The 16,451-nt window shown below is 35.9% G+C and carries 15 protein-coding genes; 13 read left to right on the forward strand and 2 right to left on the reverse strand.

Annotated elements, in window-relative coordinates:
* The first annotated feature begins 70 nt into the window (after nt 1-70).
* The 6 genes from NiCM35_RS16955 to NiCM35_RS16980 all read left to right on the forward strand — a co-directional run bounded on the left by NiCM35_RS16955 (nt 71) and on the right by NiCM35_RS16980 (nt 4,722).
* Nucleotides 71-988, forward strand: coding sequence for an HD-GYP domain-containing protein (locus NiCM35_RS16955; protein WP_433780218.1), 918 nt, complete (start codon nt 71-73; stop codon nt 986-988).
* Nucleotides 989-1,116: 128 nt separating this feature from the next.
* The gene (locus tag NiCM35_RS16960) at nt 1,117-1,569 is read left to right on the forward strand and encodes a MarR family winged helix-turn-helix transcriptional regulator (protein WP_047942612.1); all 453 of its coding nucleotides are present in this window, start codon (nt 1,117-1,119) and stop codon (nt 1,567-1,569) included.
* Nucleotides 1,566-2,216: an HlyD family secretion protein gene (locus NiCM35_RS16965; RefSeq protein ID WP_163186374.1), complete on the forward strand. Its 651-nt coding sequence runs from the start codon at nt 1,566-1,568 to the stop codon at nt 2,214-2,216. The genes NiCM35_RS16960 and NiCM35_RS16965 overlap by 4 nt, the downstream gene beginning before the upstream one ends.
* A gap of 9 nt (nt 2,217-2,225) precedes the next feature.
* Nucleotides 2,226-4,100 (forward strand): DHA2 family efflux MFS transporter permease subunit, encoded by a 1,875-nt coding sequence (locus NiCM35_RS16970; RefSeq protein WP_123258465.1) that lies wholly within the window; start codon nt 2,226-2,228, stop codon nt 4,098-4,100.
* Between the two features lie 145 nt (nt 4,101-4,245).
* On the forward strand, nt 4,246-4,476 hold the full coding sequence (locus NiCM35_RS16975) for a hypothetical protein (RefSeq protein ID WP_433780219.1): 231 nt from the start codon (nt 4,246-4,248) through the stop codon (nt 4,474-4,476).
* A 51-nt stretch (nt 4,477-4,527) separates the two neighbouring features.
* Nucleotides 4,528-4,722, forward strand: coding sequence for a hypothetical protein (locus tag NiCM35_RS16980; protein ID WP_433780221.1), 195 nt, complete (start codon nt 4,528-4,530; stop codon nt 4,720-4,722).
* A 63-nt stretch (nt 4,723-4,785) separates the two neighbouring features.
* Here the strand turns inward: NiCM35_RS16980 and NiCM35_RS16985 are convergent, their stop codons facing one another.
* Together NiCM35_RS16985 and NiCM35_RS16990 are read right to left on the reverse strand one after the other, a co-directional pair.
* Nucleotides 4,786-5,778 (reverse strand): Gfo/Idh/MocA family protein, encoded by a 993-nt coding sequence (locus NiCM35_RS16985; protein WP_095332552.1) that lies wholly within the window; start codon nt 5,776-5,778, stop codon nt 4,786-4,788.
* A gap of 78 nt (nt 5,779-5,856) precedes the next feature.
* Entirely contained in the window at nt 5,857-6,765 is a 909-nt protein-coding gene (locus NiCM35_RS16990) for a glycoside hydrolase domain-containing protein (RefSeq protein WP_433780223.1), read from the reverse strand.
* A 385-nt stretch (nt 6,766-7,150) separates the two neighbouring features.
* Between NiCM35_RS16990 and NiCM35_RS16995 the strand changes: the two genes are divergently transcribed.
* From NiCM35_RS16995 to NiCM35_RS17025, 7 genes are all read left to right on the forward strand, one after another.
* The gene (locus tag NiCM35_RS16995; protein WP_123258469.1) at nt 7,151-8,581 is read left to right on the forward strand and encodes an MDR family MFS transporter; all 1,431 of its coding nucleotides are present in this window, start codon (nt 7,151-7,153) and stop codon (nt 8,579-8,581) included.
* A gap of 263 nt (nt 8,582-8,844) precedes the next feature.
* On the forward strand, nt 8,845-9,723 hold the full coding sequence (locus tag NiCM35_RS17000; protein ID WP_433780225.1) for an alpha/beta fold hydrolase: 879 nt from the start codon (nt 8,845-8,847) through the stop codon (nt 9,721-9,723).
* 158 nt (nt 9,724-9,881) lie between these two features.
* The gene (locus tag NiCM35_RS17005; protein WP_095332544.1) at nt 9,882-10,748 is read left to right on the forward strand and encodes a TetR/AcrR family transcriptional regulator; all 867 of its coding nucleotides are present in this window, start codon (nt 9,882-9,884) and stop codon (nt 10,746-10,748) included.
* A 139-nt stretch (nt 10,749-10,887) separates the two neighbouring features.
* On the forward strand, nt 10,888-11,181 hold the full coding sequence (locus tag NiCM35_RS17010) for a MazG-like family protein (protein ID WP_433780227.1): 294 nt from the start codon (nt 10,888-10,890) through the stop codon (nt 11,179-11,181).
* 1,162 nt (nt 11,182-12,343) lie between these two features.
* Nucleotides 12,344-13,783, forward strand: coding sequence for a spore germination protein (locus NiCM35_RS17015; RefSeq protein WP_433780229.1), 1,440 nt, complete (start codon nt 12,344-12,346; stop codon nt 13,781-13,783).
* Nucleotides 13,780-14,916: a Ger(x)C family spore germination protein gene (locus tag NiCM35_RS17020; protein WP_433780231.1), complete on the forward strand. Its 1,137-nt coding sequence runs from the start codon at nt 13,780-13,782 to the stop codon at nt 14,914-14,916. The genes NiCM35_RS17015 and NiCM35_RS17020 overlap by 4 nt, the downstream gene beginning before the upstream one ends.
* Before the next feature lie 12 nt (nt 14,917-14,928).
* On the forward strand, nt 14,929-16,038 hold the full coding sequence (locus tag NiCM35_RS17025) for a GerAB/ArcD/ProY family transporter (protein ID WP_433780233.1): 1,110 nt from the start codon (nt 14,929-14,931) through the stop codon (nt 16,036-16,038).
* Nucleotides 16,039-16,451: the final 413 nt, after the last annotated feature.

The raw sequence follows: 16,451 nt of genomic DNA on the forward strand, positions 1-16,451 counted from the left end.
AATTAGAAGAATAGGGAATGCTTCCATTAATAGAGGTTTGTTCGATTAAGATTAGCACTGGAGGTCCGATATGCATCATCGAATTTGGAATAATCCTGCTTATTTTCGTTATTTATTCTTTATTCTCTTTATCATTAGTGTCATTTTAAATCGCTATATTCTGCAAAACCATGATAATTACTTTATTTTATATATATTATGCTCTATTTTTCTGGGACTCGGCTTCTACAATAGCTCTCTTTGGAAGATTGTAATGTTGACGTTTCTAGTCGTTGTTTGTAGATTTTTTTTCATTCCTGATCCACATACTTCGTCTATGCTTACTTTTATTACCTATTTATTAACCTACCTTCTTATCACATTCATATCCGTTGCCTTTATGTCCCGTGTGCAAAGAGTGATGGAAGATAATTTAGCTTTAACAAAAGTACTTTCAAACGCACTAGACTCCCGAGATTCCTATACGATGCACCATTCGAAAAACGTCGCAAAATACGCCATGAAAATCGCCAAAAAAATGAAGCTCCCCCATCATTTATGTGAGGTTATTCATATCGGCGGACTTCTGCACGATATTGGGAAAATTGGCATCCCAGAATCTTTATTAACAAAGCCTGGAAAGTTAACAGAAGAAGAATACGAATTAATAAAAACACATACAACAAAAGGGTATGAAATCATTAAACATGTGAAGCAATATAAAAACAACGGAATATTAGATATTGTCTTATATCACCACGAACGTTTTGACGGAAAAGGATATCCACGACAATTAAAAGAAGAAGAAATCCCCTTGCTCGCTCGTATCGTCGCAGTAGCAGACACGTTCGACGCGATGTCTTCTGGACGCGTCTATCGAAAAGAACTTCCTTTAGCGGAAATTCTCCACGAAATTAGGCTGAATAAAGGAAAGCAGTTTGACCCAAACGTAGTCGATGCCTTTCTCGCTCTTTTTGAAGAAGGAAACAAACCATTTACAGCTGATTAATAAATTAGTGATTTCCTTAACAAGATCTCACCAAATCCGTTGACTTCTTTAAAAAAATATGCGAAAATCCAATAGTTCGCATACGAACAGTTCTGATAAAAACTATTAGAAAGGGAGAAAAATTTCAGATGAACGGGTCGTTAAATAATGAATTAATCCGCTCCTATTCTCGCATTAATAAAGCCTATAACCACCTAGTGCACCTTGATGCGAAGAAACTGGATTTAACAGCCGTGCAGCTAAAGACACTGTACAGAATTTATTTCTGCCCTAATATCGGCATTGGAGAACTTGCAACAAAACTATCTTTAACCAAAAGCACCGTTAGTGGCGTTATCGATCGACTATCCCAACGACAATTAATTGAACGAACCATTCCTGAAAACAATCGTCGATCGGTCAACATCCAACTAACTGCAGAAGGTCAGCACGTCATGCAGCAATATTTCGCCGGAACTTCCATTCTAGCGGGCAAAGTGAGAGAAGTTATGCAGCTTCCAGAGGAAGACATAAACAAATTACTTGAGCTAAATGAAAAAATACTGACCATTTTAAATGAAATTGAGGAGGAACAACCATGAATAGTAAACGCATGATTTTATTAAATATTATCCTATTGATTGTGTTAGTTGGCGGAGGGTTTGCCGGCTATTACTTCTACGATCAATCTGTTTCCTATATCAAAACAGATAATGCACAAATTGCTGGACAACAAATCAGCATCGCATCACCAGCAACAGGGAAATTAACGGATTGGAAAGGCGAAGCAGGTACTTCTTTTAACAAAAACCAAAAAATCGGTACTGTAGAAGTTGTAACAGAATCAGGTACAAATAAAATGGATATTACCGTTCCAGAAGATAGTACCATTGTTCAATCTAGCGCTGTTCCAAATACATTTGTTGCTGCAGGAACTTCCCTTGCTAAAAGCTATGATTTAGAAAATCTATGGGTTACAGCAAATGTCGATGAAACAGATATTAACAAAGTAAAAGTTGGCCAAGAAGTTGATTTATATGTAGATGCCTTCCCAGAGACTGTTTTAACAGGGAAAGTAGACAGCTTGGGACTTGCAACAGCAGGAACATTCTCCCTTCTGCCAAGCAACAACAGCTCAGGAAACTATACAAAAGAAACACAAGTAGTTCCGGTAACAATCTCTATCGATAACTACGGCGGACTAAAGCTAATTCCAGGTATGAACGTTTCCGTAAGAATTCATAAGTAGGTGATGGATATGACCACTTACATCACAAGCTATATTATAGGAAGCATCCTCCTCCTGCTGATCATCAATCTTCTTTTACGAAAAAAGAAGACAGTAGCAGAACCAAACCGCGTTATGGAAGATGCCAAGAAGGAAAATGACACTGCGTCATCCCTTACAAAATCAGAGATGGTGAAACAAGAAGAGCCATCGAAGAAAGAAGATGGCGTAGCAGAAGCAATGGAAACAAATGAAGGAATATCCGATGAAGAGGAACGCCTTGCTAATGCGGTCGAATCTAACGAAATAGCGGATGAAGAGGAGCCAGCAGCTGTGGCCAAAGAATCAAAAACAGCAAAAGCGCCTTATAAACCACTTGAAATGGGCGAAGAAATCCACCGCGGGAAAGTGATTATTGCCCTCATGCTAGGTGCATTTGTCGCTATTCTGAACCAAACTTTACTAAATGTGGCCATTCCACATATCATGAACGATTTAAATGTATCAACAAGTACTGTCCAATGGCTGTCCACTGGATATATGCTGACAAATGGAGTGTTTATCCCAATCACCCCATTTTTAATCAATAAACTAGGAACACGGAAACTGCTGATTTCAGCAATCTCCGCGTTTACTATCGGATCCATTGTCTGTGCAACCTCTGTTGGATTTTCGATGCTCCTAATTGGGCGTATCATCCAAGCAGCAGGTGCCGGTTTACTAATGCCACTTTTAATGACCGTCTTTTTAATTATTTTTCCACCCGAAAAACGCGGAACAGCAATGGGAATTATGGGCGTCGTTATGATTTTCGCCCCAGCCATTGGGCCAACTTTATCAGGCTGGTTAATCGGTCATTATTCTTGGAGAGTTTTATTCGAGCTTGTTATTCCAATTGGCATTCTCGATTTAATTATCGCTATTCTGTGGATGAAGGATGTAACGAAAGTATCCAATCCAGTCTTTGATACAATTGGCTTTATCACTTGTACAGTCGGCCTAGGCTCCTTACTTTATGGTTTCAGTGAAGCAGGAAATAACGGCTGGGATAGCAGAGTAGTTGTTCTTTCTCTTGTTATCGGAGTAATCTTCTTATGCCTCTTCGTCTGGAGAGAACTGACAACAGAAGCGCCAATGGTGGACTTACGTGTATTCAAATATAGTATCTTTACTTTAACAACATTAGTAAGCATGATTGTCAATATGGCAATGTTTGCGGCAATGCTGCTTTTACCAATCTATTTGCAGAATATCCGTGGCTTCACTGCCCTCGATTCAGGATTATTAATGTTGCCAGGTGCGATTGTGATGGGAATCATGTCACCAATTTCCGGTAAACTTTTTGACCGCTTCGGGGCAAGACCACTAGCGATCATCGGTTTAGTCATTACGGTTCTCACCACATGGGGCTTCACTCAATTAACGATGCAGACATCTTATTCTCATCTCATGATGCTTTATATTTTCCGGATGTTCGGGATGTCGTTTATTATGATGACGGTAATGACAGAGGGAATGAACCAGCTTCCATTAAGCTTAACAAGCCATGGGACTGCTGTCTCCAATACAGCAAGAACGGTTGCGGGAAGTATTGGTACTGCCTTCTTAATCACAGTTATGACTAATCGTACCGCTTTTCATTTAGATAACTATAACAACATTATCTCGTCTGCCAACCCATATATTGCAGAGAAATTAGCTCAGCTTGGTCAAGGCTTAGCTGGTCTCACAGGACTTCCGACTGGAGCAGGCCAAACCCTAGCGATTTCTACGATTTATGGAAAAGCAACTCAAGCATCTACAATCAGCGGAATTAATGACGCTTTTATTGTAGCTACAATTATTGCGAGTGTTGCATTAGTGCTATCGTTTTTTATCCGAAGAGCTACTGCAAGTTCGAAATAAAGTTAAAAATAGGAAAAATCCCGAAGCAGAAGATGGTGCTTCGGGATTTTATTTTTTGAAAAGAAAACTGGTTTATGAAAGAGTGTCGTAAGATAGAAAGTTAATTTTTTAGCAATATTGTCATTAATATGCTGAAATAAAGGAGATGATCAGCAAAAATAACCGGTTTTTCAGCCAAAGTAAGGGGCGAATCAGCCAAAGTACAGAGGGTATCAGCCAAACTGGGGATTTATCAGCCAAAGTACAGAGGGTATCAGCCAAACTTGGAAAATATCAGCCAAAGTACAGAGAGAATCAGCCAAACTTGGAAAATATCAGCCAAAGTACAGAGAGAATCAGCCAAACTTGGGATTTATCAGCCAAAGCTCAGAGGTAATCAGCCAAACTTGGAAAATATCAGCCAAAACACAGAGGCTATCAGCCAAACTTGGAAAATATCAGCCAAAGCTCAGAGGTAATCAGCCAAACTTGGAAAATATCAGCCAAAGTACAGAGAGAATCAGCCAAACTTGGAAAATATCAGCCAAAGCTCAGAGGTAATCAGCCAAACTTGGAAAATATCAGCCAAAGCTCAGAGAGAATCAGCCAAACTTGGAAAATATCAGCCAAAGCTCAGAGGTAATCAGCCAAACTTGGAAAATATCAGCCAAAACAAAGTCAGCGCTGCCACACAAAAAAGCACCTCTCAACGAGATGCCTTTTCCCCATAATACCCTTTAATCAGCTGATCCATTACCCAGTTGGTTCTTGCTCCACTTACGCCTGTGCTTGGACTAGTGCCTTTTCCAGTTAACTCATCCACCATCAATTGAATCATATGCTGCTGAATATGACGTGGATTTTCGATTACCCACTCTTCCGTTCCTTCTGAGGTTGTTAACGTAATGGGACCATTCCCAAAGGTTGCAAAAGTCAGTTTCCCTTTGCTTCCGACAATTTCGTTTTCGTCCATATGGTCATAGGCGCCAAAACACCATGTCCCTGTTCCATGCACACCTGATTCAAATAGATAATTGCCGGTCACCATGTCTTCTGCTTCGTAGCTGCCATTTTGGTTGGTTGCGAATCCTTCTGCCTCCTTAATCGGTCCAAGCAGAAAATCCAGAATATCCAATGTATGGCTCGCTAAATCAAGGAATAGTCCACCGCCTGCAAGTTCTGGCTGCACTCTCCATGCTTGATCATCTTTTAAAGGTGGCTGGTATTGGATTGTTCGCACAAAGCGAATATCCCCAAGCACACCGCTGTCGACTATTTCTTTTATTTTTAGAAAACGAGGAAGTGCACGTCGATAATAGGCAACATATAAAGGCACATCTGCTTGTTTACATGCTTCAATCATCTCTAGGCACTCTTGATAATTTCTTGCCATTGGTTTTTCAACATACACTGGTTTCCCTGCTTTTGCGGCAAGAAGTGCATATTCTTTATGAAAAGCTGGTGGAGTAGCGACATAAATAGCATCGACATCTGGATCATTTATTAGCGCTTCTCCATCGTCATACCATTTGGAAACATGATGACGCTCCGCATAATCCTTAGCCAATTCACCATTGCGGCGCATAACTGCCACTAGCTTTGAGTTTTCAGCTAGTTGAAAGCCTGGTCCACTTTTTACTTCTGTCACATCTCCACAGCCAATAATTCCCCATCGAACTTCTTTTTCTATCTTTTTCATCTATTTTTTCACCTCACCTTTTTATTCGCTCTTCGCCTTTGAAAACCCTTCATTTTCCACAAAATATGTCTAGTCAATTCAGATTTTTATCGCTTGCCCAGGGTAAATAAGGTCCACATTTTTAATCTGTGGATTTTTTGCTTGGATGGATGAAAGGCTTGTTCCATAGATATTGGCAATTTTCGTTAACGTTTCACCACTGGAGACGATGTGGACTGTTTCTTGCTGCGGGTTAATCCATGATCCCGGTTTTCCTGCTATTTTCGTGACATTTATCATTCCTTGGGATTTGTTAAAAATCGAGTATGTTCCTGGCTTGACGATTCCCTTTTTATTTTGGCCAGCTTTAGCATCTGCTGCTGTTAGAAAGGCACCTGTTTCATGCTGAACAGTGTACTTATTCGCCTGCATTTTGTCTGCTCCCCAGTGTCCAGGACTTTGCATAATCTGATTCCGGTCAATGTTGACGCCTTCTAGGATGATATTATTTTCATGTTGATACATATGAATAAAGGGAGCGACTTCTCCCCGTGACCATGCATAGGTCTGCCATAAGTAATCAACTTCCCCCTTCATGGCATGCATTACTCCATAGGAACCGTATACGCCTATTTTGTAGGATTTTAGTTCCTTTTTCACAGCCGCAAAGTAAGCTTGGATTTGTGCCATTTGCTTTCCTGTAACCTCACAATCAACTGCAAAGTAAATAGCGGTTCCTGCCGGCTGTCCAACTGCCTTTGCCCACTTTTCTGCGTCCTTCCCATCTACTGTTCCTTGCTTTTCTGTAAAATAGGAAATCTTATTAGCGCTTTTTTGAAAAATACTAATTAGCTTTATTCCTGCCTTCTGAATCACTTCAGCCTCTTTCTTATTAAAGGACTTCCAGCTATCCCCTAAATAGCGTGCGGCATAACGAAATCCTGCTCCATACAAGTCTTTTGCCATTTTCTCTGTTAATTTGGTAGCACAATCAAAGCCTATTGTCATTCTGACCCACTCCTTTTTCTTTTTATATAGAAAAAAAGCAAATAAATGGTCAGCACCTTTTCCATCTGTAAATGCATATCGTCATGTAGTGAAACTATTATCTTGGAAAGAAAAACGGGAAAAAATTCTGCAATGAGCTATCTCTTTCATCCTATCTATATTGGCGAGAAAAGAAAGTTATTCTTTGTTGCTATTTAAGAATCATTAAAGAGTATGAATAAACGACAACTGAAAATCATATCCAGTCCTAATTTTGCTCATCAAATAGTGGTGCCGGATCAAAAAAGTTATTGACATCCTTGTTATTCACTTTTATCATGATATTGTACTCGAGTTCAAAAAAATATACCTTAGTACAATTTTATAGAAAAGGTGGATAAGAAGAATGACAAATATTAGAACACATCCAATTGACATTAATGGAAATCCATTTAGTAGAGCCGGATTTGTCATCGTTTTAATGATTGGTACTTTTTTAACTATCATAAACCAAACGTTATTGGTCACAGCTTTGCCAAAGATAATGGTTGACTTAGACATTAGTGCTATTAACGCACAATGGCTCATTACTGCATTTATGTTGATCAGTGGCATCATGATTCCCACTTCAGCATTTTTGTTAAATACAATAAATAATAGAACATTATATATGACAGCAATGGTAAGCTTTGTAATAGGCACAGTAATTTGTGCTCTCAGCCCTACATATAACATACTGTTATTAGGACGTATCATCCAGGCGGTTGGTTCAGGATTGATTATTCCTTTAATGCAGACATTAATGTTTTTAGTATATCCGGTTGAACGACGAGGAGAGGCTATGGGGTTAGTAGGAATTGTTATTGCATTTGCTCCCGCTATTGCTCCTACTTTATCTGGGTGGATTGTTGATTATTTTAATTGGCGATACTTATTTTATATTATTCTCCCAATTGCTGTGATTAACATGTTGCTGGCATGCTTCTATTTGAAAAACGTCATTAATTTAAATAAACCGAAGATTGATATCCTTTCTATTATACTTAGTAGCTTAGGTTTAGGTTCCCTTCTATATGGGATTAGCGTTGCAGGTAATATAGGGTGGCAAAATAAAATTACAGGGTTCTCTTGCATAGCTGGTCTCCTAATCATAATCTTATTTTCCCATCGACAATTTAAACTCACCCAACCTTTTTTGGAGTTACAAGTTTTTAAAAGTAGAACATTTACATTGTCTACAATGATCGTTTCTATTATTTTTATGACAATGATTGGATTTGAAATTCTTTTACCTATTTATACACAAACTATAAAGAGCTTCTCAGCACTTCAATCGGGGCTAATATTGCTTCCTGGTGCGATTGTACTGGGTATTATTTCTCCAATATCAGGGAAATTATTTGATAAGTATGGCGTTAAAAAAATATCAATAATGGGCATGTTCATTCTAGCGGCAGCAACTTTTCCATTCTTATACCTCTCTAACAATACAGCTACTTGGTGGATTGTTTGTCTTTATTCATTTAGAATGCTAGGTATGGGATTTGTCATGATGCCGTTAGCCACTGCGGGAATAAATGCGTTATCTAATGATTTGATAAGTCACGGTTCTGCAATAAATAATACTGTTCGACAAGTGTTTGCCTCACTAGGCTCCGCAGTCATGGTGGGAGTTATGTCGGCTACCGTGACCAAATATTCAAGCTATTACGAAGACTCTTCCTTTATTCCGTTGTTGAATGGTCTTAAGAATGCCTTTATATCCGGCTTGATTCTAATCGTCATCGCATTTATACTATGTTTTTTTATAAAGTCTCCATCGAATAAAGCTGAATAAACAGTATCTCTTCTATTAAGTCATCTGCCTTATGGGTACTCTTTTAAAAGGAGAAAGGATATCTGGAAATTCGATATGGCTTTGAAATTTAGAGATATTGGGGAATTATTTAAATCGACTTACAAAAGTTCCATCTATTAATCTATTTGTAACTTAAGAACTCTTAACAAACAGTGATCTAAAATCAGTCATAATTTATTTCTTAAAACTTAACTAAAACGATTGGTGAGTTTTGGTAAAAACAACTATGTGGAGGAATTGAAATGAATCATTTAAAGTCAGACGACCCAAAAAGTACATACATTCAATCTTACGATAACGTATTAAAAGCATTATGGCCAACACAATTTTCCTCTTATTTTGTAGAAACGTCTTATGGAAAGACCTATATAATTGAGAGTGGAGATAAGTTGTCTCCCCCACTACTCCTTTTGCATGGTGCTAAAATGAGTTCGACCATGTGGTATCCAAATGTGGCAGAATGGAGTAAGCATTATAGAGTCATTTGTATTGATATTTTAGGTGATACAAATAAAAGCATGGCAGAGAAACCATTCTCTAATCGATTAAGCTATGCCTCTTGGTTAAATGAAGTGCTAGACTCTTTGAAAATTGCTAAAACAAATATTGTAGGTTTATCCTATGGTGCTTTACATACGGTTAATTTCTTGACCTTTTTCCCTGATAAGGTGAATAAAGCTGTTATTATGAGCCCAGCTGCTACTTATATTCCTTTTCAGCCTGAATTCTATTCTTACGCTATCGGATTGGTTAGTAATGAAGCAGGAGTTAACAACTTTTTAAACTGGATTTTTAATAACCGTTATATTGTTGACCCTCTTATAAAACAACAATTAATAGCTGGAATGAAGGACACTGTATCTTCTCCACCAAAAGCAACTCAGGTGAAACAAGCATTCCCCTATGTATTTGAGGACGAGGAATTAGCTCAAATTCAGACTCAAATTCTTCTGTTACTTGGAGAAGAAGAAGTAATGTATGATCCAGTGGAAGCTTTTAATCGTGCCAAGAACTCCTCTTCTCATATTATGACAGAGATTATAAAAGGAGTTGGTCATTTGATGTCGATGGAGAAGCCAGAACAAATTAATAATCGCGTCTTAAATTTTTTTAATAAATAGAAAAAGATAAAAGCCCTTATTGATATTACATGAGGGGCTTTTATCTTTTCATCCTCTCTTAAAAATAAACCAAAGTTTATTTTTCTGTACTCGAGTCTGTTTTTATGGTAGATTGGTATTATAATGATAACCATCATATTTTAAGGAGTTAAAATTGTATGAGTAAAAAAGAAAAAATCATTGAAGCAGCTAAACAATTATTTCGAACAAAAGGCTATCATGATACTGCAATCCAAGATATCTTGGAACAAGCAAAAGTTTCCAAAAGTACATTTTATAATTACTTCTCTACAAAATCACAATTGATTCTTTCTATTATTCAAAAAGTTGACGAAAAAGTTGACGAACAACAAGATACGTTATTGCTGGAAGGAAGTCCATATGATAAACAGCTATTTCATTCCCAGCTTCGAGTAAAGCACTCCATTTATGGGACGGAGAAAATCTCGGAATTGTATAATATCTCTTTGGGCGAAAATGATGAAGAATTACAAAGTTACATGCAAGAAAGACATTATAAAGAACTAAATTGGCTGTCAAAACGCTTAATAGACGTTTATGGAAAAGAGATCGAAAAAAGTGCAATGGATTTATCCACACATTTTATTGGAAGTTTAGGTTATCAGTTTAGATATTCCGATCAAATAAAGCTGAATATAAGTAGTTCTGATATTTTAGATTATAATATTTTACGTTTAGAAAATAACATTGAGATTACAAAACAAACGAATCAAGTTTTATTTCCGTATAAATCAGCTAATTCAGCCGACGATCAAGAATCAGCTATTAGGGAAATAAGAAAATTACTTGACAAGTGTATAAGTTGGGATGAATTATCACAAGAGCAAAAAGAATTAATAAGTTTTATTTTAGAAGAAACTCAAAGTTCTTATACAAGATGGGGTGTTTGTGAAGGTGCTATTCGTCAATTACAGACACTATCTTCCTCCACAGATTTATCTTATCAAAATATATTGAAAGAATTATTTGACATTATCCATACGCAAAAAGATATTTATCAATAATGTTAAATGTTATGTAACACACTCTTTTATATAAATCAGCAGTGTAGCTAATTGAAAAGCGCTATCCTATCTTAATAAATTGAAGGCTATCAATGGATTTAACTAACCTATATTTAAATAAGTGTAAGGAGAGAATACCATGAACAACTACTTAGAGAGAGTAAGGAAGCTGAGTAACTTGGAGCCAAAGACACTGGAGCAAATGGCATTAAAGTTATCAGAAGAAGCTGGGGAAGTGTCGCAGGCTGTGCTTTCTTATTCAAATGCAAGTGGAAGCGACTATAAACAGCTCAATAAAGAAGACATTAAGGAAGAATGTGTTGATACTCTCCTTGTTGCCTTATCATTATTTTATAAGCTTTCTAATCAAGAAGAAGAGCTGTATGTCTTACTAGATAAAAAAATGAATAAATGGGAAAACAAAATAAGTTAAACAAAAAGCCTGTGCTATAGCGAGTCTGTTGAAATGAACAGATAATACCAGCTCGGAATAAAGGTTGGAGTGGTAATTACTTCTTTTGTCAAAATACCTTTACAACGCAGCAAATAAATTTTTCAAAGAGCTTTGATTCTTAATACTGGACTAGTGAGTCTTTGATTAGAATAAGAAAATTCCTAACTATAGGATTTAAACGATAAAAATATAATAATAAAGGCGGTTTTCTTGTCATGTTATTCCAAATATATATTTTTTTCCTCTAATATTCAACGAAGTCTTATTTATGAGATAGAATGAATGCTATACAATCCAATACATATGGGAAAAAGCTAGATATGCCTGTGTTCCCAACATCTCGGTCTGCACTTTAAGCTATTGCAGCTGCTGACTCCTGAATAAAAATCACTCTTTCTTATCACACTAAGAGAAAAAAGGGTGATTTTTTTATGACTAATTTTCTGCTGACTAACTTGTTTTCGGCATTTCTCCTTCATCGCAACTTACAATGGCACCGTAAACTCGTCTTTCTTGCCATCCCATTGTTTTTTCTATTTATGCTTCTGCAAGGAGAGTATATTATTGCTCGTTTGAAAAAAAATACCTTTCATTTATAAATTAACGGGGAACATGGATAGCATCCTCTTCCCCTTTCTTTATGCATTCTCCCTATTATTAATATTGCCATTTACTTGTATAACTAATATACAGATATTAAAAGGGTAGACCTATTGAATATAAGATTATTGTTTTCATCAACAGAGCGGCGCAGTACACGACTGCAGGGTTTTATTTTTAGAGGTATCTTTTGCCCTGCCGTTGACGATTTTTTTGACAAAGTACATTGTGCCTCAGTTAAAGTGACTTTCAATTTGCATCAAAAAAGAAGCCCACTATTATTTCTTGCTCCTTTTTTTGATGTTAACCTATCTTCTACTGTCTCATATAAATTTAACAAAAATAAAAACTAACATCCTGTATCCTCTTCATCTACATCTTCTTTATGAAATTGCTTTGCTTTCATCCCTACAATCATTTATTAATTTCATGCTAATTATACATTTAGTCAAAAATATTATCTTTTTTATGTTTGATGAATAGTATTTCTAAACTTTTATATAATAAGAAACTGAAATAGGATTTAAGGAGAGTAATTGTATTGACTCAATCTTATATTAATTTAATCAAAATTCAATTCAAAGATATTTCAGATATCGTTTATAAGTCTTTCCACATTTATAACCACTCTTGTGTTATCGCCTATATACCTTCCATTGTGGACAATGATGTGCTACGAGATTATATTACACGGAATTTGGTAAATGAAAAGACTAGCAATTGGTCTAATTTTGTTATCTCACTGAACAAAGGAGAAGCATTTAACATTCCATACGAACAAGTAAAATCTGCTAATGAAGCTGCCTCCTTGATTACTTGCGGTAATGTTATATTGATTTTCGATGATCATCCTACTATGTATGCTTTTAATATTGTTCGCTATAGTACCAGAACTGTAACTGAATCGCAAAATGAAATGGTTATTATTGGTCCACAAGAAGCTTTTATTGAAGATATTCAAATAAACCTATCCTTGCTTCGGCACAGAATAAAACATACCGATTTAAAAGTAAAAGAATACCAAGTGGGCAAATATACCAAAAGTAAGATTTATATCATTTTTGTAGAAGGCCTTTATAAACCAGAGGTATTAGAGGACATCGAGCAAAGAATTAAACATATCAAAATTGATGGTATATTTGGTGTGACATATCTAGTAGAATTCTTAAATACTAAAAATTTCCCTTTCCCCATTCTACAATACACAGAGAAACCAGATATTTTAGCTGCTTCTCTCTTGGAAGGTAGAATAGGAATAATGATGGATGGAAGTCCAACTTCCATTATTACTCCTGTTACACTCATTTCCTTATTACAATCTGCTGAAGATTATTATCAAAACTATTTTACAGCAAGCTGGATCAGAATCATTCGATTTCTTTTTTCTATTCTTTCAATTTTTCTTCCAGCTATCTATGTTGCACTTACAACATTCCATCCACAAGTTATTCCATCTGACTTACTGGTAACTATTACTGCCGCTAGGGAAAATATTCCCTTCACCTCTTTAACGGAAGCTTTTATTATGGAAATAACATTTGAAGCTTTAAGAGAAGCAGGAATGAGGATACCTAAACCTATCGGACAAACCGTATCGATTATCGGGGGTATTGTTATCGGGCAAGCAGCAGTTCAGGCTGGAATTGTTTCAGCCCCTATGGTAATCGTGGTTTCTGTAACAGGAGTTGCGAGCTATATAATTCCTCATTTAGAACTAAATCTTATTTTTCGATTGCTTCGTTTTCCGCTACTATTGCTTGGAGGAATAATGGGATTAATCGGAGTTTATATTGGTGGTTTTTTATTATTTGCCTACATGGTAAGCCTTAAATCATTTGGAACCCCATATTTACAGCCAATAGCTCCTCTTGTACTCGCTGATTGGAAAGATGGATTATTCCGCTTTCCACATCGCTCATCCAAAAGGAAAACAGATGCATTTGCAAGAAAAAGATCACTATGGAAGGAAAAAGACAAATGAAAAGAATAAGAACTATCCTTCTCCTATTACTTACTATCCCATTCTTAACGAGTTGCTGGTCTAAACATGAATTAAATGAACTGGTATTTGTTACTGGAATATTTATTGATAATGGAAAAGACCCTAATACTGTAGAGGTAACAATCTCTACACCTCTCCCCAATAGAGTAATGACCGTTAATTCGCCTGGCAGCTCAGAAGGAAGCTCTTACTCATTACTTTCAAAGACGGGAAGCAACATACCAGAAGCACTTCAAACCATTCAAAAGGATTTATCAAGAAAGTTATTATTGTCAGAAACAAAAATTATCGTTTTAGGTAGAGAATATGCTGAAGATGGTATAAACGAACTTTTAGAATGGATTCAAAGAAATGCCAACATAAGAATTAGCTCCAGCATATTAGTTGCTCCCAATACTGCAAAGGAGGTAAGTCAATTAACACCAATTTATGAGCAATTTCCAACAGATGTCTTATCTGCTTTTGTTACAAAGGAACATTTAGTTAATACAAATATCAAAGAGTGCCTTTTGGCCAATGCCAATCATTCAGCTTTTGTAATCCCTTACTTAAGCTATGGAGAAGTCCCTTCCGTTGAAGAAGATTCGAAAAAAATTCCTTGGAGCGGAATTGGCGGTTCAGCTCTCTTTACAGACAATAAACTTACTCGAATAGTTAACGTGAAAGAATCCAGAGCAATAGCGTGGGCGAAAAAAAAAGTGACTGCTCCCCTTTATACAGTGAACATAGAAGGTCAGGGGCATGCAACCGTTATATTTAATAAAACTTCTAATGAAAAATCGTTCAAAATAACCGAAAATGGACCGGAATTCACAATTACTTTGAATGGAAGTGCTAGTCTCATTTATTTAAATGTGAAAGATAAAGAAGTTAAAAGTTTACATCGAGATATCATTAGAGCAGTAGAAAAAGAAATCCATACAGATCTTAAGGAAGGATTAAGAAAATCACAAGAAGTAAAGGCAGATATTCTCCACCTTGGTTCTTTAATTGTTTGGAACGATCCAGAGAATTGGAAAAAACTCCAAAAAAATTGGTCAGACGTTTATGCTGAGACAACAATAAATATTAAAACAAACTTCAATATAATAGACACTGGAAAGGAAACATAATAGGAGATAAAAATGAAAAAAACTAATTGGCAATTATTTAGGTTTACATTTGTATTCTTTAATTCACAAGCCACTGTCTTTTTAATTTCTGCATTGACAAGTAGTTCTAATTATCAAGGCTGGTTAGGTATTGTACTAGGGTCTTTGCTTAGCATCATTATTATTTTGTGCCTAGTTTTTATTGATAAATATAGCAGACATACTCCGTGGATACAATTTGGAAAACATGTTTTTGGCAAATGGATTCATTTTTTCTTTATTACCCTTCTGCTCTTATGGTGTATTTATTATGCGTCCTACGATATTCAAAGCTTTGTTTTATTTTTTGGGGTGAACTACCTTAGAGAAACTCCTTTTTGGTTTTTACAATTAATCATTTCCCTTGCTATTCTGTTTATAATTAGATTGGGGATATCTACCATTATATATATAGCAGATGGCATGTTCATCTTAATTTTTATTACTTTGTTTCTTTTGTTTTATTTGTTTACTTTTGATATTAACCTGGACATGATTCCTGCTTTTTATCATTACCATGATCCAAAGTTAATTTTTACAGATAGCTTAACTGTTTTATCTTGGGTTGGAGAATGGGTGGTTTTTCTTTTTATATTACCTGAAATTCAAATGAAGAAAGGCATTTTTAAAAATTTATTCATTGGGCAAATTACAATTTCTTGTATGGTTTTTTTTGGCTGGCTCCTTACGCTACTTAATTTTGGTCCTGAATTAGCCAAATCATTTCAAATACCTTACCTTGAAATGATTAGAAGTATTGACACTAATAATTTATTAGCTAAGATTGACCCTTTATTGATTGGTGTATGGACAAGTAGTATGCTTATTCATAGTTCATGCCTTTTATTTGCTGCTTATAAATGTATTCTCTACTTAAGTAAAAATAAAGGTAATAATTTTATACCATTTTTTGTTGTAGCTTTATCGAACGTCATTGCTTTATATTACGTTAAACATATAACCACTTATCAAGAACATTTTTACTCCTTTAATCTTGTTCTAGTTTGGTTAATAGTCGAGTTAATACCCCTTTATTATCTGCTAGGTATGGTATTAAAAAGAAAAAAACTCTTTATTAAGAGTAGGAAAAAGGAGACTAGTTGACATATTCTAAGAAAAAAAGGGGTTCTTATTCTTTAAAAATTCCTTTTAATATCTCTTATTTAACAGAACCTGATACTCCATCTTAGACAGATGAATGCAATAAAGATAAGGATCATATTTTTTCAGCATTTCCATCCACAAAGGCTGCATTTTTAAAGGGAAAGTTCTTCGACAATGCTGACTCACCGTTGTTAAAAATTCCTGCTTTGATTTAAAGGCTGGGGCGGCACAATCTGGCTAGACACAATCGGTGTTTGTCTAGTCGGACTCCCACCTGCCTCAATAGACGTATAATTGCTTTCTGTTTATGCACTTGCTAACTCCCTTGATTTTATTCGAGCTCTTGGAGGTAAAAAGAACTTATACAAAAAATGGATTCGCAATATTGTTGAAGGGTAAAGAATAAAAAAAGA

Origin of the sequence: Niallia sp. M35 (assembly GCF_050971705.1) — a bacterium.
GTDB lineage: Bacteria > Bacillota > Bacilli > Bacillales > Cytobacillaceae > Niallia > Niallia circulans_A.